The organism is Kocuria sp. CPCC 205260 (genome assembly GCF_040981045.1).
Taxonomy (GTDB): domain Bacteria; phylum Actinomycetota; class Actinomycetes; order Actinomycetales; family Micrococcaceae; genus Kocuria; species Kocuria palustris.
In genome coordinates, this window is sequence record NZ_JAVKPT010000001.1 from 249,538 (window position 1) to 272,335 (window position 22,798).

17 protein-coding genes and 2 pseudogenes are annotated in these 22,798 nt (G+C 71.3%); 6 read left to right on the forward strand and 13 right to left on the reverse strand.

The features are described 5' to 3' along the window. Positions 1-99: 99 nt before the first annotated feature. Positions 100-3,729, reverse strand: coding sequence for an Rne/Rng family ribonuclease (locus RF645_RS01060; RefSeq protein WP_058871001.1), 3,630 nt, complete (start codon positions 3,727-3,729; stop codon positions 100-102). A gap of 416 nt (positions 3,730-4,145) precedes the next feature. Between RF645_RS01060 and RF645_RS01065 the strand changes: the two genes are divergently transcribed. Beyond that, the gene (locus RF645_RS01065; protein WP_053447262.1) at positions 4,146-4,808 is read left to right on the forward strand and encodes a vitamin K epoxide reductase family protein; all 663 of its coding nucleotides are present in this window, start codon (positions 4,146-4,148) and stop codon (positions 4,806-4,808) included. 195 nt (positions 4,809-5,003) lie between these two features. Here the strand turns inward: RF645_RS01065 and RF645_RS01070 are convergent, their stop codons facing one another. The 5 genes and pseudogenes from RF645_RS01070 to RF645_RS01090 form a co-directional block, all read right to left on the reverse strand. Beyond that, the gene (locus RF645_RS01070; protein WP_006214632.1) at positions 5,004-5,762 is read right to left on the reverse strand and encodes an SDR family NAD(P)-dependent oxidoreductase; all 759 of its coding nucleotides are present in this window, start codon (positions 5,760-5,762) and stop codon (positions 5,004-5,006) included. Positions 5,763-5,826: 64 nt separating this feature from the next. Continuing rightward, entirely contained in the window at positions 5,827-7,479 is a 1,653-nt protein-coding gene (locus RF645_RS01075; RefSeq protein WP_058871002.1) for an AMP-binding protein, read from the reverse strand. A 186-nt stretch (positions 7,480-7,665) separates the two neighbouring features. Then, positions 7,666-8,079, reverse strand: a complete 414-nt coding sequence (ndk, locus tag RF645_RS01080) for a nucleoside-diphosphate kinase (protein WP_058871003.1) — start codon at positions 8,077-8,079, stop codon at positions 7,666-7,668. Between the two features lie 87 nt (positions 8,080-8,166). Beyond that, positions 8,167-9,885, reverse strand: a complete 1,719-nt coding sequence (locus tag RF645_RS01085) for a choline/carnitine O-acyltransferase (protein WP_058871004.1) — start codon at positions 9,883-9,885, stop codon at positions 8,167-8,169. Positions 9,886-10,027: 142 nt separating this feature from the next. After that, positions 10,028-10,384, reverse strand: a pseudogene (locus RF645_RS01090) (sugar nucleotide-binding protein); the annotation flags it as partial. On the opposite strand from RF645_RS01090, the pseudogene RF645_RS01095 reads away from it, so the two are divergent. Then, positions 10,346-10,525, forward strand: a pseudogene (locus RF645_RS01095) (sugar transferase); the annotation flags it as partial. The pseudogenes RF645_RS01090 and RF645_RS01095 overlap by 39 nt on opposite strands. 84 nt (positions 10,526-10,609) lie before the next feature. Here the strand turns inward: RF645_RS01095 and RF645_RS01100 are convergent. From RF645_RS01100 to ileS, 3 genes are all read right to left on the reverse strand, one after another. Further along, positions 10,610-11,059: a DUF4233 domain-containing protein gene (locus RF645_RS01100; protein WP_058871006.1), complete on the reverse strand. Its 450-nt coding sequence runs from the start codon at positions 11,057-11,059 to the stop codon at positions 10,610-10,612. 5 nt (positions 11,060-11,064) lie between these two features. Continuing rightward, entirely contained in the window at positions 11,065-12,426 is a 1,362-nt protein-coding gene (locus tag RF645_RS01105; RefSeq protein ID WP_058871134.1) for a folylpolyglutamate synthase/dihydrofolate synthase family protein, read from the reverse strand. A gap of 101 nt (positions 12,427-12,527) precedes the next feature. Then, complete coding sequence (ileS, locus tag RF645_RS01110) at positions 12,528-15,887, reverse strand: isoleucine--tRNA ligase (protein WP_058871007.1); 3,360 nt, start codon at positions 15,885-15,887, stop codon at positions 12,528-12,530. Between the two features lie 379 nt (positions 15,888-16,266). Between ileS and purU the strand changes: the two genes are divergently transcribed. Together purU and RF645_RS01120 are read left to right on the forward strand one after the other, a co-directional pair. After that, entirely contained in the window at positions 16,267-17,130 is an 864-nt protein-coding gene (gene purU / locus RF645_RS01115) for a formyltetrahydrofolate deformylase (RefSeq protein WP_251715402.1), read from the forward strand. A gap of 317 nt (positions 17,131-17,447) precedes the next feature. Further along, positions 17,448-17,654 carry a hypothetical protein gene (locus tag RF645_RS01120; protein WP_006214623.1) on the forward strand — a complete coding sequence of 69 codons (207 nt, stop codon included), beginning with the start codon at positions 17,448-17,450 and terminating at the stop codon, positions 17,652-17,654. A gap of 32 nt (positions 17,655-17,686) precedes the next feature. Here the strand turns inward: RF645_RS01120 and RF645_RS01125 are convergent, their stop codons facing one another. Continuing rightward, positions 17,687-18,466 carry an SDR family oxidoreductase gene (locus RF645_RS01125; protein ID WP_368818416.1) on the reverse strand — a complete coding sequence of 260 codons (780 nt, stop codon included), beginning with the start codon at positions 18,464-18,466 and terminating at the stop codon, positions 17,687-17,689. A 292-nt stretch (positions 18,467-18,758) separates the two neighbouring features. On the opposite strand from RF645_RS01125, the gene RF645_RS01130 reads away from it, so the two are divergent. Then, positions 18,759-19,529: a hypothetical protein gene (locus tag RF645_RS01130; protein ID WP_368818417.1), complete on the forward strand. Its 771-nt coding sequence runs from the start codon at positions 18,759-18,761 to the stop codon at positions 19,527-19,529. A gap of 58 nt (positions 19,530-19,587) precedes the next feature. On the opposite strand, the gene RF645_RS01135 is transcribed toward RF645_RS01130, so the two are convergent. Further along, complete coding sequence (locus RF645_RS01135) at positions 19,588-19,947, reverse strand: DUF488 domain-containing protein (RefSeq protein WP_024290648.1); 360 nt, start codon at positions 19,945-19,947, stop codon at positions 19,588-19,590. Between the two features lie 109 nt (positions 19,948-20,056). Between RF645_RS01135 and RF645_RS01140 the strand changes: the two genes are divergently transcribed. Continuing rightward, positions 20,057-20,905 (forward strand): DUF1648 domain-containing protein, encoded by an 849-nt coding sequence (locus tag RF645_RS01140; protein WP_368818418.1) that lies wholly within the window; start codon positions 20,057-20,059, stop codon positions 20,903-20,905. Between the two features lie 125 nt (positions 20,906-21,030). Here RF645_RS01140 and RF645_RS01145 read toward each other — a convergent pair whose 3' ends face one another. Continuing rightward, positions 21,031-21,783 (reverse strand): ABC transporter ATP-binding protein, encoded by a 753-nt coding sequence (locus tag RF645_RS01145; RefSeq protein WP_368818419.1) that lies wholly within the window; start codon positions 21,781-21,783, stop codon positions 21,031-21,033. Then, on the reverse strand, positions 21,780-22,796 hold the full coding sequence (locus tag RF645_RS01150) for an ABC transporter substrate-binding protein (protein WP_368818420.1): 1,017 nt from the start codon (positions 22,794-22,796) through the stop codon (positions 21,780-21,782). Before RF645_RS01150 ends, RF645_RS01145 begins: the two co-directional genes overlap by 4 nt. Between the last annotated feature and the right edge of the window lie 2 nt (positions 22,797-22,798).

Consider the following 22,798-nt stretch of genomic DNA (forward strand, 5'->3'; position numbering starts at 1 on the left):
CTCTGTTGGGAGACGATGACGGCCGCCTCCCCGCTCGGGGAGGCGGCCGTCATGCACGCGGCTCAGCGGGGCCGGCTGCTCGCCGGTGCGGCCCTGCGCTCAGGTGCGCCCGTGACCGTCCTGCGGCGAGGACTGCTCCGCGCCCGTCTGAGGAGCGGCCTCGGGCGCGCTGGCGCGCCGCGAGCGGCGCGGGCGGCGACGCGGTCCGGCGGCACCGGGCTCGCGCTCGCCCATGGTGCTGGCCAGCGACTCGAGCTGCGAGCCGGTCGAGCCGCCGGCGCCCAGCGCCTCGGCGGCGCTGTGGCCCTGCGGCAGCTCGATGACCTCGCCGTTGATCGTCACCTGCGAGGCTCCGTCGGAGGTCGAGACCACCGAGGCGGTGCCTGCGGTCACGGTCGCCGCGGCGCCCGGAGCCGCGGGAGCCGACTGCGGGACCTCGGGCGTGCCCGCCGGGGCTGCGGCACGGCGCGAGCGACGGGCCCGCTGGCGCACCGGGGCGGCCTGCTCCGCGTCCGCATCGCGCACCGTCGCCGTGCCCTGAGCGGCCGGGGCCGTCGGTGCGGCCGGGGCCTGGACCGGCTCCGGCGCCGCCTGGGCAGCGGCCGCGGTGCGGCTGCGACGCTTCTGCTGAGCGGCAGCCGCCTGCTCGCCCTGGGAAGCACCCTGGGCCGCCTCCTGCGACTCGGCTCGCGCCGTGCGCGATCGCCGCTCACGTCGTCCCTGGGGGCCCTGAGCGGCGTCCCGGCGCTTCGGCTCCGATGCCTCTCGCGGCGTGGACTCGCCGTCGGCCTCCTTCTCCGGGGCCGACTGATCCGCCGCGTCCTCGCGCGGGGCGCTCGCCTCGGGAGCCTCGCCGGAGGCCGCACGGATGCGCGCCTCGATCAGGGAGCGGGTCTCGTCCTCGGAGCGGGCCCCGGACTGCGCCTCGGACCGGCCGCGGCCGCCACGGCCGGAGGATCGCTCACCGCGCTGCCGGCGCTGCCCGGAGCGGCCGTCCGACTCACCGCGGCCCCGCTCTGCCTGGGCGCCCGTGTCCTGGCCCTGCCCCGGATCGGCCTGCGGGGAGTCCTGCCGGTCGCTCTGGGCCTGGTCGCTGCGGTCCTGATCGTTCTGGTCCTGCGGGGCCTGGCCGTCCTGACCGCGGCCGCGCGAGCGCTTGCCGCGGCGCTTGCGACGACGCTTGCCGCTCTCGCGGGAGTCCTGGGACTCCTGCGTGCGCTGGCCCTGGGACTCCTGGTCCCCGGCGGACTCGCTCGCAGAGGCTGCCTCCGTCCGCTCTCCTGCCGAGGCGGAGGAGTCGGTGTCGTGGCCGCTGGCCGAGGCGATCGCGGCCAGGGCGCTTCGGGTGGCCTGTGCGCGCTTGGCCTGCTCCGGATCCTCGGCGCGCGGACGCTGCTCGTCCTGAGCGCCCGGGAGACGACGGCTGCGCTTGCGGTCGTTGCGACCCTGCCGGTTGTCCGAGGAGCCCGAGCTGCGGCCCTTGAGCGGGTGATCGTGGACGACCACGCCGCGGCCGTCGCAGGCCTCGCAGTCCTCCGAGAAGACCTCGAGCAGGCCGGTGCCCATGCGCTTGCGGGTCATCTGCACGAGCCCCAGCGAGGTGACCTCGGCGACCTGGTGCTTGGTGCGGTCGCGACCCAGGCACTCGACCAGGCGCCGCAGCACGAGGTCGCGGTTGGCCTCGAGCACCATGTCGATGAAGTCGATGACCACGATGCCGCCGATATCGCGCAGGCGCAGCTGCCGCACGATCTCCTCGGCCGCCTCGAGGTTGTTCTTGGTGACGGTCTCCTCGAGATTGCCGCCGGAGCCGGTGAACTTGCCCGTGTTGACGTCGACGACGGTCATGGCCTCGGTGCGGTCGATCACCAGGGAGCCGCCCGAGGGCAGCATGACCTTGCGCTCCAGGGCCTTGAAGATCTGATCGTCCACCCGGTAGTGGGCGAAGAGATCCTCGTCCCCGTCCCAGCGGTGGACGCGGTCCAGCAGGTCAGGAGCCACGTAGGTCACGTAGGCCTCGATGCCGTCCCAGGCCTCCTGGCCCTGGACGTGCATGGCGGTGAAGTCCTCGTTGAAGACGTCGCGCACGGTCTTGATGGTCAGATCCGGCTCGGCGTACAGCAGCTCCGGCGCAAGCGTCTTGCCCTGGGCCGCCTTCTCCTGGATCTGCTCCCACTGGGTGCGCAGGCGGTTGATGTCGTTGGTCAGCTCCTCCTCCGAAGCCCCCTCGGCGGCGGTGCGCACGATGACGCCCGCACCCTCCGGGAGGTGGTCCTTGAGGATCTTCTTCAGCCGCTGGCGCTCGACGTCGGGCAGCTTGCGGGAGATGCCGGTCATCGAGCCGCCGGGCACGAACACGAGGTAGCGCCCCGGCAGGGAGATCTGGCTGGTCAGGCGCGCGCCCTTGTGCCCCACCGGGTCCTTGGTGGCCTGCACGAGCACCGGGTCTCCGGGCTTCAGCGCATTCTCGATGCGCTTGGCCGCACCGTTGAGGCTCGCCTTGTCCCAGTCGACCTCGCCGGCGTAGAGGACGGCGTTGCGGCCGCGGCCGATGTCCACGAAGGCGGCCTCCATGGACGGCAGCACGTTCTGGACCTTGCCCAGGTAGACGCTGCCGATCAGCGAGTCCTGCTGGGTGTGCGAGACGAAGTGCTCCGCGAGGATCCCGTCCTCGAGCACGCCGATCTGGATGCGGTCGTTCTTCTGCCGCACCACCATGGTCCGCTCGACCGATTCCCGACGAGCCAGGAACTCCGCCTCGGTGATCACCTGGCGGCGGCGCCCGGTCTGACGCGACTCGCGACGACGCTGCTTCTTGGCCTCCAGGCGCGTGGAGCCCTTGACCGACTGCACGGTGGTGGGCGCGGAGCCGTCGACCACGCGCGCGGTGCGGATGCGCGTGATGGTCTGCTCCGGGTCGCCGTCGTCCCCGCCGATCAGCTCCAGATCCTCCGAGCCGCGACGGCGCCTGCGCCGACGTCGGCTCGTGACCCCCGCACCGGGCTCCGGGTCCTCGTACTCGGCCTCCTCGGCCTGCTCCTCCTCCTGCACCTCGCGCAGACGAGCCTCCTCGCGCTCGCGCTCGGCGCGCTCCCGTGCCGCGGCGACATCCTCCGGGGCCGGGGCGTGGAAGAGCAGCGAGGTGGCCGAAGCCGCGCCGAACGCGGCGAACGGATCCGCCGCCGGCTGCTCGTCCTTGGTCTCCTCGTCCTTGCCCTGCTGCGGCGGCTCCTGCTGGGCCGGCTGCTGCTGGCTCTGCGCCTCCTGGGTCTGCTCGCTGCCGCCCAGCGGCGCGGTGCGCAGGATCGTGGTGCTGGCCTGCTCCTGCGTGTGCTCTGCGGACTCGAGCGCCTCGAAGGCGGTCTGCGCCGGATCTGCCTGCTCGGCGGCCTGGCCCTCGGTCTCGACGCGCTCGCCCTCCTGCTGGGACTCCTCGTCCTGCGCCGACTCCGTCTGCTCGGTCTGGTCTGTCAGGCTCTTCTTGCCGCCGGCCTCGGCCTGCTCGGTCCCGGCGTCCGCCGACGGGGCGGGATCCGTCGAGGCCGGCTCAGCGGATGCCGTCTCAGCGGTGGTCGCCCGGGGTTCCGTGGGGGTGTCCTGAGCCGCTGCGCCCAGGTCGATCTCGGTCTGGGCCGACGGGTCAGCGGAATCGGTGGAGGGGTTCTCCGCCGGGACGTTCGCGCCCTCCGGCGAGGAGTCCGACTCGGGCTGTGCCTGCTCTGATGCCATGTGTGCTGTGCTCCTGCGGGTACCAGCCGTCCGCACCCGGCGGTCCCCCGGTCGTGAGCGCCGTGCGTGGCCCCGAGGGGTCGCGCGGCTGCTGCAAGAAGTCGTGTGTGTGCGCTGCGCGGGGGCGCTGATCGCCGGGCGCGCAGGCCGTCACGGATCCGAGTCGCCGGGGCGGGCCCTGTAGGACCCTGCTCACGGCCGATCTTGTCCGGGCGGCGGACGCGCTCGATCCTTCCGAGAGCTGCGGCCGCGCCGACCGGGTCGGAGCCGTCGACGGACCCTCCCACGGGTGCGGCCGAAGGAGGACCGCTCACATTCTGACACAGCGCTCCCCCGGAATGAGGCACATCACGTCCGGGCCCGGGGTGATCGCCGCGACCCTCACTACCCATCGGCGCGCCCGTAGGATCGGGAGGGTGAACACTCGAGACACTCTGGACTCCCCCACTGACGAGCCGGGCCGCGCTCACGCCGCCGCGCGCGGCTCCGAGCCAACCTCCCCCCGCCCGGCAGGCGAGACCGGTTGGGCGATCCTGGCCCTGATCACTGCGGCCGCCGGGCTGTACGCCTCGATCTCGCTCGTCGGGGAGAAGCTGCAGATCCTGGAGAACCCGCTGCACACCACGGCCTGCGACATCAATGCGGTGCTCTCGTGCGGCACCGTGATCCGCACCGACCAGGCGGCGGTCTTCGGATTCCCGAACCCACTGATCGGCCTGGTCGCCTACGCGGTCGTGATCGTGGTCGCGGTCGCCGTGCTGGCCGGTGCCCGCTTCCGCAGCTGGTTCTGGTGGGGCCTGATCGCAGGTCTGGTGCTGGGGCAGGTCTTCCTGATCTGGCTCTGGTTCGAGGCCACCTTCCAGATCAACGCCCTGTGCCTGTACTGCATGCTCGTGTGGCTCGTGCACCCGTTCCTGCTGATGTCCACGATCGGGCGCGGCGTGCGCACCGGCGCGCTGCCGGGCTCGGCTGCCGCCCGCTCCAGCGCGGGCCTGTGGAGCATCGGGCTGGCCGTGCTGATCGTGGTGATCATCTTCGGCGCCGTGCTGGTGCGGTTCTCCGGCACCATGTTCGGCTGAATCCCCGCAGTACCCGTCCAGCGGGTGCCGACCTGAGAGAGGACGAACGCCCCGGAAGAGGACTTCCGGGGCGTTCGCACTGTCATTCCCCCGCATCTGCGCGGGCCGCGGAACGGCCCGTCCGCGATCGGGAGGGACTCTCAGCCTAGGGCTGCGCCCGAACCTCCGCAATCCGCTCAGGGGACTTCCCAGTGCTCAGCGCGGCGGCATGCGCAGCGCGCCGTCCATGCGCACCGTCTCGCCGTTGAGGTAGTCGTGCTCGACGAGCATGCTCACCAGGCGCGCGTACTCCTCCGGGCGGGCCAGGCGCGCCGGGAACGGGACGGTGGCCTCCAGCCCGGCGCGGAAGTCCGGGTCGATTCCGGCCATCATGGGCGTCTCGACGATTCCCGGGGCGATCGTGCACACACGGATGCCCTTCGAGGCCAGGTCTCGGGCCGCCGAGATCGTCAGCGCGTGGACGCCGCCCTTCGAGGCCGCGTAGGCGGCCTGCCCGATCTGGCCCTCGAAGGCCGCGACGGAGGCGGTGGAGACGATCAGGCCGCGCTGGCCGTCGTCGTCGACCGGCTCGAGCTCGGCCATGGCGGCCGCCGCAGCTGTCATGACGCTGAAGGTGCCGATCAGGTTGATCTCCACGACCTTCTGGAACAGCCCGATGTCGTGGGGGCCCTTCTTGCTGAGGATGCGCTGGCCCGGGGCGATGCCAGCACAGTTCACGGCCAGGCGCAGCGGGCCGGCCGCTGCCGCCTCCTGCACGGCGGCCTGCACGGCCTCGGGGTCGGTGACGTCCGCGGCGATCAGGTGCACGCCGTCCTGGGCCTCGGCCTTGTCGATCGAGGGCTGCAGGTCCACGCCGTACACGGTGGCTCCTTGGGCGACGAGCGCGGCCGCGGTGGCCGCGCCGAGTCCTGAGGCCGCTCCGGTGACGAGGGCGACGGTGTCCTTCAGCTGCATGGTCTCTCCTTGGGGTTCTCGTTAAGGTTCGGGTCTCGATGTGCGCTGGCCGCGGGATCGGGATTCAGGAGCGCTCGCCGATCCCGGCGCCCTGCTCCTTGCGCTGGGCGCGCAGCACATTGCGCTGGACCTTGCCCGACGGGGTCTTGGGAAGCTCGTCGACCAGGTGGACCCGGCGCGGGAAGGCATGCGCGGCGTACTCGGTCTTCACGAACCGGGCGATCTCCTCGCCCAGGCCGTCCGCCCGCTGCACGTCGTCGCGCAGCACGACGAAGGCCTCCACGACCTCTCCGCGCAGCTCGTCGGGCACGCCGATCACGGCTGCCTCGGCCACGGCCGGGTGGCCCATCAGCGCCGACTCGACCTCGAGCGGGCCCACCCGGTACCCGGCCATGAGGATGACGTCGTCGTCGCGCGAGGTGAAGGCGAACGCCCCCGAGGACAGCCTGCGGGCCAGATCCCCGGTCAGATACAGGCTCCCGTCGCGCGAATAGCGCTGCGCTGTGCGCTCGGGCTCGTCCACGTAGCCGGTGAACCACATCAGGGGGCTGTCCGGCAGGACGATCGCCAGGCGGCCGGGCTCGTCGTCAGGGGCGGGCCGATCCGCCTCGAGCTCGAGGACCTGCGCTGCGAATCCGGGCAGGGGCCGGCCCATGGAGCCGGGCTCGATCGGGCGCAGCACGTCCGGGTGCCAGCCGTTGACGATGCACATGCCCATCTCGGTCTGGCCGTAGTCGTCGCGGATGGCCGTGCCCAGATGCTGCTCTGCCCATTCGACCAGCTGCGGGTTCAGGGGCTCTCCGGCAGACGAGGCCACGCGCACGCTCAGAGGCTGGTCCGGACCGGACCCGGAGCGCAGCACCCGGTACACGGTCGGAGCCGCCGCGAGGTTGGTGACGCCGAGCTCGGCGATCAGCCGCCAGGTCAGCTCGGGGCTGAAGCCGCCGCGCAGCAGGATGTTGGCCCGCCCCATGAACAGCGGGCCCATGAGCCCGTAGTACAGGCCGTAGGCCCATCCGGGATCGGCGGCGTTCCAGAAGACGTCGTCCGCGCGCACGTCGAGCCCGTACTCGAGGTAGATGCCGAACGCGGCCAGCGCGCGCACTGGGACCGGGACCGCCTTGGGCGATCCCGTGGTTCCTGAGGTGTAGATGTGCACCAGGTGATCGTCGCGGTCGCGAAGCGCTGCCGGCAGGCCTGCCTGCTGCTGCTCGATCAGCTGCTCCAGCGCAGGGGCCACGACCGGCTCGCCGGAGCCGTCGTCGGCCGTCACGACGGTCCAGCCGGCGTCCTCGCCGCGCAGCTGCTCGGAGTCCAGCTTGGAGCGCTGGGAGGCGTCGCACACCACCACATGAGGCTGGCTGGGCAGCAGCCGCTGGGCGATCGCGGACGGGGCGAAGGCTGTGAACAGCGGGATGTGGATCGCGCCCAGGCGCCAGATGCCCAGCAGCGTCACCACCAGGTCCTCGCCCTTGCCCATCAGCGTGGCGACCCGGTCACCGGGTCCCACTCCGAGCTCGGCGAGTGCCGCCGCCGCGCGCTGCGAGCGCTCGGTGAGGTGCCCGTAGGTCAGATCTCGGCGGGAGAGGTCCTGCTCGACGACCGTGAAGGCCACGGCCTGCGGATCGTGGCGGTCGCACAGCAGCTGCGCGACCGGGATGCCGGTGCCGCTGACCTGCTCCAGCAGGTCCTGAGCCCTGCGCTCCGGGGTGCTCACGGCGTCTCCTTCGGGGGTGGGATCGTCTTCCGTGCGCGCGTGCACGGGACCTTCAGCAACCTACTGGTGCGCCCCGTGAGTGTGCAACGGCTCACACTCCACCGGCGCGTCGCCGCGCGGCAGGTACGACGACGGCCGCACCGAGCGGATCGGTGCGGCCGTCGTGATGCTGCGGTGGACTTCAGCTCAGGCGAACCAGATGCCGATCTCGCGCTCGGCGGACTCGGAGGAGTCGGAGCCGTGCACGATGTTCTTCTGGACCTTCTCGCCCCAGTCGCGGGCCAGGTCGCCGCGGATGGTCCCGGCGGCCGCCTTGACCGGATCGGACACCCCGGCCATGGCGCGGAAGGACTCGATCACGGACTCTCCCTCGAACACGGCGGCCACCACGGGCCCGGACATCATGAACTCGACGAGCGGCTCGAAGAACGGCTTGCCCTGGTGCTCGGCGTAGTGCTGCTCCAGGATCTCGCGGGTGGCGTCGAGCTTCTTGAGCTCGGCCAGGTGGAAGCCGCGGGCCTCGACCCGGGCCAGGACCTGGCCGGTCAGGCCGCGCTCGACGCCGTCGGGCTTGACCAGGATGAGGGTGCGCTCAGTCATTCGGTGCTTCTCCGTCTCTGCCGTGCGCCCTGGACGGGCGCGGTGTTCAGGTCTCCAGGACCACCCTAGTGGGGCCCGGAGCTCGCTTCAGCGCGCGGGCGTCCCGACAACGGACCACAGCAGCTGCGCGGCCTCGACCAGCGCCTCGGCGAAGCTGTCGGGGTCCTCGGCCGTGTCGGCGCGGAAGCTGAGGCAGAACTCGAACTCGCGCTCGCCCTTGGTGTAGGCGATGCCGAAACCGGCCGCGGAGGTGGGGGCGAAGGCGTAGCGCACGATGGACTGCGCCCCGCCCACCGAGGTGGTCGACAGGAAGTCCTCCGAGAGCGCCTCCAGCGATGGATCCCCGAGCAGCCCCTTCCGCACCTGGTCCTCATCCGCCATGAGCCGAAGGCCGGTGACGTGGCGCTGCGGGCCGTGCCCGGCCTTGCACGCCTTGATCCAGTCCTTGTGCGCCTCGATCGCAGCGCGCAGCTGCTCCTGGGTCGCCGTGCCCTCCACGGCGGCGGCCGCGAGCTCGACGGCCTGGGCCGTCACCGGGCGCAGGCACTCGGTGCGCCCGGCCTGGAACTCGCGGACGTCGACCGACTCGTAGACGCTGCGCACCCGCCCGAAGGCCAGCTGCTGGGCGATCGTGAAGATCAGCTGCTGGACGGCGTCGTCGCTCATCTTGAACGGGCGCTCCTGTGCTGACATGCGCGGCACCGTGACGAGGCGCACCGACAGCGGCTCGGCGGCCTGAGACACGCCCTCCAGCCCGGTGCGCACGCGCTGGGCCTGCTCCGCAGTCATCGACCAGGCGAGCTCCGGGGCCTCGATGACCAGCTCCGGAACGGCGGCGGGGGCGTCGTGGATCTCGACCTGCTGCATGCGGCCCACGGCCGCCAGCACCGTGGCCCCGTCGATCGTGCTGTGCTCCACGTGCACGCCCGTGAAGGAGTCGTGCAGCGCGATCTCGTAGGACATGGGCTTGCGCACCCAGGCGTCGTGGAAGCCGAAGGCCAGGTGCTGCAGGTGCTGCTCATCCGTGAGCTGCTGCTCCTGCAGGTCCACCGTGTACACCAAGCGGGACAGCCGGTCGTAGGTCCGCGCGTTCGCCGAGTCCTGCAGCAGCTCCTCGAGGATCTCGGCGGCGTCGTCGGCGGGCAGCCAGGAGACCGCGCCGAAGGGCAGCTCGTCCCGGGCACCGCCCGGCGCGGCGACGATCGTGCGCAGCGCCTGCGCTATCCAGGCGGCGCTGCGGGGCTGGCCGTCGGCATCGGCGATCGGCAGCACTCGGAGGCGCCCGCGGTGGAGGATGCCGATCTCGGCGTCGGCGGCCTCGACCCGCGGCCGGCGGATCTCGTCCATGCCCGCCTGCGGGTGCCGCAGCCCGCCGCCCAGGGCCTCCCACTGCTGCATGCACAGGTGCGCACCGCGCGGGCTGACCTCCACCGGGGTCTCACCGCGCAGCTGCTGCAGGTGGACGGCGGCCGCGCGGTGGATAAACCGGGCTGCGCGGTCGAGGCCGGGAGTCCCGGGCTCGTCGGCCAGCTGGAAGCCCACGCTCGTGCTCAGCGGCAGGGACTCGCGCGTGCGCAGGTAGCCGCGCAGCCACTCCCGCGACAGCCAGCTGCGTCCGGCGGCGTCCTCCCGCCGGGCGAAGTCCAGCAGGCGCTGCTGCAGCACGGGGGCGTCGCCGGCCAGCCACTGCCGGGCGGTCTCGCGGGTGCGCTCGGCCTCGGCGTCGTCCTGGAGGGGTCGAAGCGCGCTGAGCAGCCGCTGCACGGTCGGCTCGAGCTCGGGCACTGGAAGGACGGGAGTGGTCATGGAGTCCTCTTGGAGAAGGCGGCGGCGATGACGGCCTCTCGATTCTCGCAGGCGCGAGCGGGCGTCGCGGACGTCGAACTGGATGCGCTGGGCGCGGCGCCGCACCGGGGCAGTCCCGGAAGAACTCCGCCGTGCTGACGGGGCTCACCCGCTGCGGATCGTGGCCCGTCAGCTCGAAGACCGCGCGCACCCCCTGGAACCAGCTCATGGCCGTTCCCGCGTTGGTGACGTGCCGGGTGCCGTAGGGGGCCTGCTCGACCACGAGGTCCAGCAGGACCTCGGTCAGGTCGGCGGCGAAGGTGAGACGGCCGTGCTGATCATCGACGACGGCAGGGTCGATCCCCCGCTGGGCCAGCGGGGCCACGGGGTGCTCGGGTGCGTGCTCCTGATCCAGCGGCAGGGAGCCGTCGAAGACGCAGTCGGTCGACACGCGCGCCAGGGGGACGTCGTGATCGCGGGCCGTCTGCTGGTGCGCCCCGGACTGACCGAGCCGTGGCATATCTCCGGCCGTTCCAACCTCTCCTGGGAGGACTCGGTGCGCCTGGACCTGCTGTACGTCGAGCAGTGGTCGTTGGTCCAGGACCTGCTGATCCTCGTGAAGGCGGTCCGTGCCGTGGTCACGGCGCGCGGCGCGTACTGAGGCTCGAGCGCGCAGCCCGGACGAGACGGCGAGGGCGGCGACTGCATGATGCGGTCGCCGCCCTCGCCGTCGCTGCGGAGCCTGTCAGCCCAGCCCGTGGCGCCGATCCCACTCGAGCTCGGCCTCGTAGCGCTGCCGCTTCTCGCGGTCCAGGCGCCGACCGGTGCGCAGCGAGTACCACCAGCACAGCACGAACAGCACGCTCACCAGGAACATGGGCGGGAACACGAATCCGGTGGCCAGCATCACGAGCTGCAGGATCCAGCCGAAGGCCGGGCCCCACGGACGGCTCAAGGTGCCGGAGCCGACCACGAAGACGATCCCCAGCACGGCGGCCCCGATCAGCACGGGCACGCGTCCGGTGTGTCCAGCACCCCAGATCCCGAAGGCCGCCAGTCCGCCGAAGAACACGACGAAGGCCTCCATGAGCAGCGTGGTGGCCCCGAACATGACCATGACCGAGGACGGCTTCTTGCGCTGCCCCGGGCGCCACTGCTGCTGCTTGCGGCTGAGCCTGCGCTGCTTCTGCGCCACGGCGCTCACCTCCCCAGGATCTCGCGGGCCTCGCCCACGACGGTGATGGAGCCGGTGACCAGCACGGCCGACTCGCCCTTGCCCTCGGAATCCGAGGCCGATTCCGCGCGTGCGGCCGACAGGGCCTCCTCGAGAGCCTCGCCGATGCTCGACGAGGTGCGCACGGCGGCCTCGTCGAAGCCCAGGGCGATCGCGGCCTCCGCGAGCTGCTCGGGGTCCACAGCCCGCGGCGAGCCCGAGCGGGTGAACCACCACTGGGTCCGGGCGTGGTCGTAGCCGTCGTGCAGGGCCCGCAGGATGCCGTCGACGTCCTTCTCGGCGAGCACCCCCACCACGGCGTAGAGCCGCTCGGGGTGGAAGGACTCCACGAGCCCCTCGGCGCTGGCCCGGACCCCGTGCGGGTTGTGAGCTGCGTCCAGGATCACCGGCGGCGACGGCTGCATCAGCTCGAGCCGCCCGGGCGAGGTGACGGCGGCGAAGGCGTCGCGCACGACCTCGAGATCCAGGGCGCGCTCCCCTCCGCCCACGAAGGCCTCGACGGCGGCGACGGCCACCGAGGCGTTCTGCGCCTGATGCGCTCCGAGCAGAGGCAGCAGCAGCTCCTCGTACTCGGAGGCCAGGCCGCGGATGGACAGCTGCTGCCCGCCGACTCCGGGCGTGCGCTCGGTGACGCCGAACTCGACGCCCTCGAAGCGGAACGGGATCCCGAGCTCCTGCGCGCGCTCGAGCAGGATGTCGGCGACCTCCGGGACCTGGGCCGCCGAGATCAGGAAGCCCTCGGGCTTGAGGATCCCGGCCTTCTCGTGGGCGATGTCCTCCACCGTGTCGCCCAGCAGCTCGGTGTGATCCAGGTCGATCGGCGTGATGACCGAGACGGCGGCATCGGCCACGTTGGTGGCATCCCACTGCCCGCCCAGCCCCACCTCGAGCACGACGATGTCCACGGGGGCGTCGGCGAAGATCGCGAAGCCCAGCACGGTCAGCAGCTCGAAGTACGTCAGCCTCTGCTTGCCCTCGGCCTCCAGGCCGGAGTCCACGACCGAGATCAGCGGGGCGATCTCGGCGAAGACCCGCACGAAGGTCTCCTCGGTCACCGGGGAGCCGTCCAGGCAGATGCGCTCGGTCACCGACTCCAGGTGCGGCGACGTGTAGCGGCCCACCCGCAGATCCTGGGACAGCAGCAGCGCCTCGATGATGCGCGCTGTGGACGTCTTGCCGTTCGTGCCCGTGATGTGGATGACCGGGGCGGCCCGGTGCGGATCGCCCAGCAGCTCGACGGCCTGCTCGACCGCCTCCATCCGCGGTTCCATGGCTGATTCCGGGGCGCGGGCCAGCAGCTGCCGGTACACGTCCTCGATGGAGCCCACCGACGGCGAGGCCCACACGGAGGCGTCCTGGCTCAGCGCCGAGGCGCCGAGGTCGGCGTCCTCGGCGGCTGCACCAGCGTTCTTCTCGGGAGGATCGATGCTCACAGCGCGCCCTCCGATCCGGCCGAGGCCACCACGGCGACCGTGATGCCCGACTGCTTCGGGTCCGGGGTCTCGAGCAGCTCGAGCTCGACCGACAGCGTCTCCCCGGAGACGAGCTCGCGGTTCTCCTGCACGGCCGCGACGACCTCGGCGGTGTCCGTGATCGTGGTGCGGATGCGGTCGGAGACCTGCAGCCCGGCGTCCTTGCGTGCCTGCTGCACGGCGCGGACCATGTCGCGGGCCACGCCCTCGGCCTGCAGCTGCGGGGTCAGGGCGGTGTCGAGCACCAGGAACCCGCCGCCGGGCAGGACGGTCACGGCGGTCTCGGCCGCCGCGTCCTCTCCCACCACCGTCTGCAGCTCGTACTCGCCCTCGGCCAGCTCGACGCCGCCGGCGGTCACGGTGCCGTCCTCGGCGGTGGACCAGTCCCCCGCCTTCGCCGCCTTGATCGCGGCCTGCACGCCCTTGCCCAGGCGCGGGCCCGCCGCGCGGGCGTTGACCTTGAGCTGCTGGGAGATGCCGTAGTCCGCGGGGCTCGTGCTGGCGGTGTCGCGCAGCTCGACCGACTTGAGGTTCAGCTCATCGGCCACGATGGACTCGAACGTGCCGGCCAGCGCCTGGCCGTCCGGGACGACCACTGTCATGCCGGCCAGCGGCTGGCGCACGCGCAGGCCGTGCGCCTTGCGCAGCGACGAGCCCGCCGAGCACACCGCACGCGTGGTCTCCATGAGCTGGACCAGGCGCTCGTCCTCGGCGGAGCGGGGGAACCGATCGGCGTCGGGCCAGTCCGTCAGGTGCACGGAGCGCCCGCCGGTCAGCCCGCGCCAGACCTCTTCGCTGACCAGCGGCAGCAGCGGGGCCGCCATGCGCACGGTCGTCTCGAGCACGGTCCACAGGACGTCGAAGGCCTCGCGGTCCTCCTCGAAGAACCGATCGCGGCTGCGGCGCACGTACCAGTTGGTCACCAGCTCCATGTGAGCGCGCAGCGCCTCGGCCGCGGCCCAGACGTCGTAGTCCTGCAGGTGGCGCTCGACCTCCCGCACGGCGGCGCCGGTGCGGGCCAGGACGTAGCGGTCCATCACGTGATCGGAGCTGTACCGGGGCTGGGCGTCGTAGCCGGCCCCGCCGTCGGCGGCGTTCGTGTAGAGGCTGAAGAAGTTCCAGGTGCTCCACAGCGGCAGCAGCACCTGGCGGGCGGCCTCGCGGATGCCCTCCTCGGTGACGATCAGGTTGCCACCGCGCAGGATCGGGCTGGACATCAGGAACCAGCGCATGGCGTCGGCGCCGTCGCGGTCCAGGACCTCGTAGACATCCGGGTAGTTGCGCAGGGACTTGGACATCTTCTGCCCGTCCGAGCCCAGCACGATGCCGTGGGAGATCACATTGCGGAAGGCGGGGCGGTCGAACAGCGCCGTGGCCAGGATGTGCAGCGTGTAGAACCAGCCGCGGGTCTGCCCGATGTACTCGACGATGAAGTCGCCCGGGTTGTGGGTCTCGAACCACTCCCGGTTCTGCATCGGGTAGTGCACCTGGGCATAGGGCATCGACCCGGAGTCGAACCACACGTCGAGGACCTCGGGCACCCGGCGCATGGTGGCCTCCGGGTGATCCGGGTTGGGGCGCGTCAGCTCGTCGATCCAGGGCCGGTGCAGGTCCACCTCGCCCTCGGCATTGCGCGGCAGACGGCCGAAGTCCGCCTCGAGCTCGGCCAGCGAGCCGTAGACGTCGCGGCGCGGGTGGGCCGGATCATCCGACTCCCACACCGGGATGGGCGAGCCCCAGTAGCGGTTGCGCGAGATCGACCAGTCCCGGGCGTTCTCGAGCCACTTGCCGAACTGCCCGTCCTTCACATTGCCCGGGATCCAGTTGATGTCCTGGTTGAGCTCGACCATGCGCTGCTTGAAGCACGTGACCTCCACGAACCAGGAGTCCACCGCGCGGTAGATCAGGGGGTTGCGGCAGCGCCAGCAGTGCGGATAGGAGTGCGCGTAGGACTGCTGCTTCACCAGCAGCCCGCGCTCGCGCAGATCGCGGATGATCGTGCGCGAGACCTCGGAGTCGAACACGTTGCGATCGGCGATCGGGCCCAGCGGGGTGCCCGGCAGCACGGAGCCGTCGGCGAACCAGCCGAAGAAGGCACCGGACTCGTCGACGGAGAGCACCACGGGGATGCCGTGGGCGGCGCACGCGATCTGGTCGTCCTCGCCGTATGCCGGGGCCTGGTGGACGATGCCCGTGCCGTCGGTCGTGGTGACGTAGTCGGCCACGATGATCTGCCACGAGTTCTCGAGCGACTGCCCCGGGGCCAGCGCCACGGCCGTGCCCGGCAGGCCGCGCAGGTAGTCCCACAGCGGCTCGTAGCGCAGGCCCTTGAGCTGCGCGCCCTGCAGCGTGCGCTCGACGGCGGCCGCGGCCTCCTCGGCGGACTCGAAGCCCAGTGCCTCGGCGTGGGCGCCCAGCAGGTCCTGGGCCAGCAGGAAGCGGCGGCCCTCGAGCTCGCCGCGCCCCGGCACCAGGACGTAGGAGATCTGCGGGCCGACCGCGAGCGCCTGGTTCGTGGGCAGGGTCCAGGGGGTGGTCGTCCAGGCCAGGGCCTCGGCGCCGGCGAGCTGAGCGGCCAGCTCGAGGTCGCCGGCGGTCTCGTCCTGGACCTCGCCGGTCAGGCGGAAGGCCACGGTGACCGTCTGGTCGGTGCGCTCCTGGTAGACGTCGTCGTCCATGCGCAGCTCGTGGTTGGACAGAGGGGTCTCGTCCTTCCAGCAGTACGGCAGGACGCGGTAGCCCTTGTAGACCAGGCCCTTGTCGTCCAGGGCCTTGAACGCGCCGATGACCGACTCCATGTAGTCGGGGTTCAGGGTCTTGTAGTCGTTGTCGAAGTCGACCCAGCGCGCCTGGCGGGTGACGTAGTCCTTCCACTCGGAGGCGTACGTCATCACGGAGGTGCGGCAGGCGTCGTTGAAGCGGTCGATGCCCATGGCCTCGATCTCGGCCTTGTCCGTCATGCCGAGCTGCTTCATGGCCTCGAGCTCCGCGGGCAGGCCGTGGGTGTCCCAGCCGAAGCGGCGCTCCACGCGACGGCCCTGCTGCGTCTGGAAGCGGGCCACGAGGTCCTTGACGTAGCCGGTGAGCAGGTGGCCGTAGTGCGGCAGGCCGTTGGCGAAGGGAGGGCCGTCGTAGAAGACGAACTCGTTGGAGCCGTTCTCGCCGGCCGGGCGCTGGTCGATGCTGGCCTGGAAGGTGCCGTCCTGCTTCCAGTACTCGAGCACCCGCTCCTCGATCTGCGGGAAGCGCGGAGAGGCGGGCACGCCGCGGGTCTCGCCGGTGCTCGCCTTGGGATACAGGGGATGCTGTGCGCTCATGTGGTCCGTCCTGGTCGTGCGTCGTCCTCGTTCCCGCGGACCATGCTCCGCGGGTCCCTGCTGCAAGGACGCCGTGGCCGTGCGTGACGGCCGTCTTCGACGCGGTACCACCTCGCTTGCCCGCCGCCCCCGTGTCCGGGAGCAGGCGAGCCGCTCGATTCCTGAGGCTGTGTCGGGCCCGACCCGTTCGGCTCTACTGAGGACGCAGGCCCCGTTCTTCCGAAGAGCTCCCCGGTGATGGCCGGATCTCTGCTCACGTTCTGCCTTCGATCATAGGCCACGGCCCACACCTGCGGCACGTCGGGATGGCCGCGCCGTGCGGGCGCCTGTGGGACGATATCCCTTCGTTCCCCTGCCTCTCGTCCCTCGAGGAAGTGCCGTGCTCCAGCGCATCGTCCGCGTCTCCTGCCCCGACCGCACCGGACTGGTCTCCATCATCACGACCGCCTTCGCTGACCGGGGTCTGAACATCAACCAGCTGGATCAGTTCACGAACGACGGCTCGTTCTTCGTGCGCGCGGTCATCGAGGCACCCTCCGGGCTCTTCGCCTCGCCCGCGGCCGAGGACGACGAGTTCCGGCGCCTGGGCGAGCGGCTGACCGCCTCGATCGACGACGCCGAGGTGGAGATCCGCCCGCACCCGGCGCAGCAGCGCATCGTGGTGCTGGCCTCCCGGACGGATCACTGCCTCAACGAGATGATCCGCAGGGCCCAGGACGGGCAGCTCGGCGGGTCGATCGTGAAGGTCGTGGCCAATCACGACGTCCACCGTCAGCTGTGCGAGTTCCACGGCATCCCGTTCGTCGTGGTGCCGCACGAGGGGCTGTCCAAGCAGGAGCACGAGGCGGCGGTGCTCGAGGCGATCGGCGAGGACGTCGACCTGATCGTGCTGGCGCGCTACATGCGCATCCTCTCGGACGAGTTCCTGCAGAAGGCCCCCACCCCGATCATCAACATCCACCACTCGTTCCTGCCGTCGTTCATCGGCGCGAATCCGTATCAGCGCGCCCACGACCGCGGCGTGAAGATGATCGGGGCCACCGCGCACTACGTCACCGCGGATCTCGACGAGGGTCCGATCATCGAGCAGGACGTGACCCGCGTGCACCACGGGCACTCCAAGGACGACCTGGTGCAGGCCGGAGCCGATGTGGAGCGCACCGTCCTGCACCGGGCCGTCCAGGCGCACTGCGAGGGGCGGATCTTCCTCAACGGCGACCGCACGGTGGTCTTCGGGTCCTGAAGCTCCTGCTGTGACAGGGCTCTCGCCCAGCCGCGCCCCAGGTGTGACCCAGATCAACGAATCGGCACACAGTGACCGGATCGTTATCGGTTTTCCCCTCGAATCGGCTCGCGGCCCTCGTGCGGGTCGCTACGTTGTCTCGTGGTCCGTCGCCGGATGCTGTCCTCGACACGCATCCGGGCCCGGCAGACCCGCTGCGGCGGAGGGAGCCGCAGCCGACCGAGAGGTACCGCAGGCGGCGGCACCGCGCCCCGGGGGCGACGATCGCAGGGAGTGATCGTCCGAGGGTCGCAGACAGCAGTGCAGGAGGTGCCCGCATGACCGATGCTCTCAACGGCCGAGCTCTGCTCAGCGCAGTGCTCGCCTTCCTGCTGGTGCTCAGCGTCCTGGCCGGCGTGGGCGCCTATGCCTCCAACGTCCACAGCGCCTGCGACGGCACCGACGCCGGCTCCTTCCTCTCCCAGGTCCAGGCCTTCCACTCGGACGACGGCTGCGAGGTCACCGGCACCGCCTACACCCGCTGAAGGCTCCTCCGCATACACCCGCTGAAGGCTCCTCAGCTGCTCCGGATCATCTTGTGCGGGGCGGCCTGGGCCACCGGCTTCACGGTGATCGTGTCCAGGTCCACGTGGTGCGGCAGGTTCACCGAGAAGGCGCAGACCTCGGCCACGTCCTCGGCCGTCAGCGGCTTGTCCACCCCCGCGTAGACCTTGTCCGCGGCCGCCTGATCCCCGCCCAGGCGCATCAGCGAGAACTCCTCGGTGTGCACCAGACCCGGGGCCACCTCGATCACCCGCAGGTTGTTCTCGGCCTCCTCAAGGCGCAGCGCCTCGGTCATGGCGCGCTCGGCGAACTTGGCGGCGTTGTAGCCGGAGCCGCCCTCGTAGGCCCGCCAGCCGGCGATCGAGGTCAGGTTGAGCACAGTGCCCTCGCCGTTGTCGCGCAACGCCGGCAGGAAGGCGCGGATCAGGCGCATGGTGCCCATGACGTTGACGTCGTACATGAACTGCCAGTCCTCGTCCTTGGCATCCGCGACCCGGTCGGTGCCGCGCGCGCCGCCGGAGATGTTCAGCAGCGCGTCCAGGGCGCCCTGCTCGTTCAGCACGCGATCGCGCAGGGCATCGACCTGCTCCTGCACGGTGAGATCGGTCGCCGCCGCGATCACCCCGGTCTGCTGAGCCAGCGCTTCCAGGCGCTCGGCGCGCCGCGCCACGGCGTAGACGATCCAGCCGTCGGCGCGCAGGCGTCGTGCGGTGGCCTCGCCGATCCCGGTCGAGGCCCCGGTGACCACGGCGACCATCTGGCGTCCGGCGGCGTTCGTCTTCATTGCGTCCATGTCCTGCGCTCCTTCGCTGCTGTGCGTCGACGGGCCCGACCTGCACCGCCCGTCCTGTCTGACCCTGACGCTACCGACGCCCTGCCCGAGCATCCACGCCCACCGAGTCCCCCTCTCCCCTCTCCGCCGAGTGGATGCCCAGTTGCGCTGTTGGGGCGAACAGCGCAACTGGGCATCCACTCGGCGGGGAGGGGGCGGGAGGGCAGCGGCTCCACAGGGCTGCCCTGCACAGGCCGGCCAGCGCGATGCGGTAGCCGATCATGTCCGGGAGCTGCGCCGCCTGCTGCCTGCCATGCTCCAGGCCCAGCCCGGGGCGGCGGCCAGTCACGTGACGGCTGCGGCGCTGCTCGGTCTGCGGGTGCCGAACCGGCTGCGCATGGCCTGGCCGATTCACCTGGTCTCCCCCGATCCCAAACTGCTCATGCGATCTCCCGGGATCATCGCCCACCGCCTGCTGCCCCGGCTGACTCCGCTGATCGAGTTCGAGGGCGTCGTCGTCACCTCCCCTGCGCGGACCGCAGTGGATCTGGCCGGTGCCGCTCAGGGCCGCTGGCCGCTGCTCGACGACGACGCCCTGGTCGCCGTGCTCGACGGCATCATCTGCACCCACACCACCGGCATCCGGAAGGATCTGCCGGCACTGAGGTCTCGAGAGCAGCTCGAGCGAGAACTGCGCGAGCTGCCGGGAGTGCGCGGAGTCGCTCGGATCAAGCGCGCCCTGCAGCGCACGGCGGCGGCCGTCGACTCCGCGCTGGAGACCGAGGCGCGCCTGTGCCTCGAGCGCTTCGGGGAGACCCGCTGGGTCACCGATCTGGAGGTGAGCGCGCCGAACGGATCCTGCTTCTGGCCCGATCTGGCCGATGACGAGGATCGGCTGAGCCTGCAGGTCGAGGGGCCGCATCATGCCCGCGGGGATCAGCTGCGCAAGGACATCCTGCGGCGTCGGCTCACCGAGGCGGCAGGGTGGCAGGAGCTGCGGGTCACCGCAGAGGACCTTCGAGGCCACCGCCCGGCGCTGATCGACATGATCCGCCGCGCCCGCCGCCCCTCCCCCTTCGCCTAGTGATCACTGAGTTGCGCAGAGGGAGCGAACAGCGCAACCCAGGATCCACTCGGCGGTCTCAGAGGTGGTCGCGCAGCCAGTCGCGCAAGACGATCGCGTGGTTGTGCTCGTCGTCCTTGGCGCCGTAGAGCAGCGTGACCTGCTGGGGACGCTCATCGCGCAGCTTGGCGGCGAGGTCATGGGCTGCGTCGTTGTCGTCGAGCTCTGCGCGATAGCGGTCGCCGAACTCCTGGAACTTCTTCGGGTCGTGGTCGAACCACTTGCGCAGGTCGGTGCTGGGGGCCACGTCCTTGGGATGGCCGTCGAGCTCGGCGTCGGCCTTGGACACCCCGCGCGGCCAGAGGCGGTCGACGAGCAGCCGGACGCCGTCGTCCGAGGAGGGCTCGTCGCGGACCTTCTTGATCTCCACATGCGTCATGCACCGACCCTACGCGCCCCTCCCCCCGCCGAGTGGATACTCAGTTGCGCTATCGGGGCGAACAGCGCAACTGAGTATCCACTCGGCAGGGGGGTGGGAGAATGGCGCGGTGAGCTCCGACCGATCCGCCGCCCTGCCAGCATCCCGGGACCGCCCCGCGGACTCCGACGGCCTACCGAAGGGCGAGTGGGCGCGGACGGTCGAGGAGGGCGGCTACGAGCTGCACGTCGACGGCATGCCCTCGCCGCTGGTGCCCTCCGTGGTCATGGCCGCGGTGCTGGTCGCGACGCTGCTGCTGTGCGCCGCATGGTGGGACCGGATCCCCGAGCAGGTCGCCGCCCACACCGACGCCGACGACCAGGTCACCCGCTGGGAGCCCAAGACCCTAGGCTCGGTGCTGGTCGGCCCGCTGCTGGGGGCCAGCGGCGTCCTGTTCGCCTCGGGCCTGACGACGCTGGTCACCGCAGTGGGCCGACCTCGTCCCCGGAACCCCTTCGCCGATGGACTGGGACCGCTGATCCGCATGGCTGTGCAGAACCGCCGTCTCGCCGCCGCCGTGGCCTGGTCCCTGCTGCCGCTGGGCACCGCGATCTGCGCGACGAGCGTGGCCGGCTGGGCAGACGGCTCAGGGCAGATCCGCGGTACCTGGCTGCTGGGCGCCTCCATGCTGGCTCTGCCTCTGATCGCCGCCGCCTGCCTCCGCGGAAGCCGGGCTGACGTGCTGCGCGAGCTCGACGCACTCGAGATCCCCCTCGGCGAGCACTCGCGAGAGGAACTGCATCGATGGCGCATCCCGGGTCTGGTCGATGACCCCGAGCTTCCGCTGATGGTCCAGAACCAGCCGTCGAACTGGACGCTCAATGTGGCCCACCGGACGGGCAAGGTCCTGTGCTGGATCTTCCCCGTGGGCTGGCTGCTGCTGGGTCTGGCGCTGCTGGTCGGGCCCCTGATCGCCTGATCGAACCGGACTTTCCGCTGCCGTCGTTCCAGCCCCCCCGGCCGAGTGGATGCCCAGTTGCGCAGAAGGGCCGAATTGCGCAATTGAGTATCCACTCGGGGGGTGGCAGGACGGGGCGGGGAGAGTCAGTCTCGGAGGCCGAAGGAGAGGTGGATGCCGTCGTCGTCCCAGCGCCGCACGCCGATGCGGTAGACGGGCTCCAGGACCTCGGCGCGCAGCACCTCGTCCGGCGTCCCGCGGGCGGCGATCCGGCCGTGGTCCAGCAGCACCAGTTCATCGCAGTACTGCGCCGCCAGGTTCAGGTCGTGCAGCACCACGATGGACGTGCGGCGCAGCTGCCGCACCGTGGAGAGCACCTCGTGCTGGTAGCGGATGTCCAGGTGATTGGTGGGCTCGTCCAGCAGCAGGTGCTCGGTCTCCTGCGCCATGGCCCGGGCGATCATGACCCGCTGCTGCTCGCCGCCGGACATGGCCGACAGCGGCCGCTCGGCCTGGGCGAGAAGGCCCACCTGCTCCAGAGCGGACTCCGCGGCCGCATGATCGGCGGCCGCCGGACCGCCCAGCCCGCCGCGGGGCAGGCGCCCCAGCATGACCATCTCCGCTGCGCTGAGCTCGACCGCGGGCTCGTGCTCCTGGACGACCACCGCGATGCTGCGGGCGATATCCCTGACGCTCATCCCGGCCAGATCGCGCCCGTCGACCGTCACCCGCCCGGAAGCCGGCCGCAGGCGACCATGCAGAAGCCGCAGCAGCGTCGACTTGCCGCTGCCGTTGGGTCCGATCAGGCCCATGAGTCGCTCGGGCACCGACACCACGTCGATCCCGTCCACCGCGGGGCCCCGGCCGTAGGAGAAGGACAGCCCGGTCCCCTCGATCACTGCTGGAACTCCTCCACGATCCGCTCCAGACCCTCCACTGCCTGCGGAGTGGCCGGCTCCGTCATGTTCATCGGCATGGCCAGGATCCGGTCCTCGACGACCGCGGAGATGCCATCGGTGCCGGGGATGTCCGAGATCGAGTCCTCGACGGCCTGAGGGTCGCCCTCCGAGTAGAGGACGATCAGGACGTCGGGATCCCGCCCGGCCAGCTCCTCGGGAGTCACCTCGGCCACGCGCTCGTCGAGGTCTGCGAACACGTTCTCCAGACCCGCGGCCTCCAGCTGCGGCGCGGCCATGCTGTGGGCGCCGTAGGCATAGGTGGTGCCGCCGCCGACCGTGGGGTAGAGCACCGCGGCGGTCAAGGGCTCTTCCTGGTCCGAGGCGGATCCGTCGACCTGCTCCTCGACAGCCGCCACACGATCCTCGAGCTCGCCGATGTTCTCTTCGGCCTCGTCCTCGCGGTCGAAGACCTTCCCGTACAGCCGCAGCTGGTCGTAGACGTCGTCGAACCCGGGATCCTCGATGCCCCCTGGGCACAGCGCCGGCTCCTCGAGCAGCGGGATCCCCACCGATGACAGCGCGGAGGCATCAAGGTTCTCCGCCTGTCCCATCACGACGTCCGGCTCCTGGGCCATGACGGCCTCCTGGGACACGCTCAGATGCCCGCTCGAGTCGACGTCGCCGCCCAGCGAAGGGATGGCCTCGACCTCCTCGCGGGTGGTCTCGTCGTAGGACTCCAGCGGATAGGCCCCGGCCTTGGCCTCGACCCGGTCGAGCACACCGAGCTCGTGCAGCCCCGGCACCGACGCGGACTTGAGCAGCACGATCCGCTCCGGCTCCTGCTCGAAGGTGACGTCCTCCCCGCAGCTGTTCACGGTGACCGGGTAGTGCCCGCCGCCTCCGTCGGATTCGGAGGCCTGGTCCTGGGAGCAGCTGCCGAGCAGAAGTGCGGCCGCCGGCAGCACGGCGGCTGCCGACAGGACGCGGGCGCGAGAACGGGACGACGAGTGCATGG

Excerpts from the sequence above, each read along its gene's own strand:
- RF645_RS01060 (WP_058871001.1), bottom strand. The coding sequence starts at position 3,729 with ATGGCATCAGAGCAGGCACAGCCCGAGTCGGACTCCTCGCCGGAGGGC.
- RF645_RS01070 (WP_006214632.1), bottom strand. The coding sequence starts at position 5,762 with ATGCAGCTGAAGGACACCGTCGCCCTCGTCACCGGAGCGGCCTCAGGA.
- ndk (WP_058871003.1), bottom strand. The coding sequence starts at position 8,079 with ATGACTGAGCGCACCCTCATCCTGGTCAAGCCCGACGGCGTCGAGCGC.
- RF645_RS01085 (WP_058871004.1), bottom strand. The coding sequence starts at position 9,885 with ATGACCACTCCCGTCCTTCCAGTGCCCGAGCTCGAGCCGACCGTGCAG.
- ileS (WP_058871007.1), bottom strand. The coding sequence starts at position 15,887 with ATGAGCGCACAGCATCCCCTGTATCCCAAGGCGAGCACCGGCGAGACC.
- RF645_RS01120 (WP_006214623.1), top strand. The coding sequence starts at position 17,448 with ATGACCGATGCTCTCAACGGCCGAGCTCTGCTCAGCGCAGTGCTCGCC.
- RF645_RS01125 (WP_368818416.1), bottom strand. The coding sequence starts at position 18,466 with ATGGACGCAATGAAGACGAACGCCGCCGGACGCCAGATGGTCGCCGTG.
- RF645_RS01130 (WP_368818417.1), top strand. The coding sequence starts at position 18,759 with ATGCTCCAGGCCCAGCCCGGGGCGGCGGCCAGTCACGTGACGGCTGCG.
- RF645_RS01135 (WP_024290648.1), bottom strand. The coding sequence starts at position 19,947 with ATGACGCATGTGGAGATCAAGAAGGTCCGCGACGAGCCCTCCTCGGAC.
- RF645_RS01150 (WP_368818420.1), bottom strand. The coding sequence starts at position 22,796 with ATGCACTCGTCGTCCCGTTCTCGCGCCCGCGTCCTGTCGGCAGCCGCC.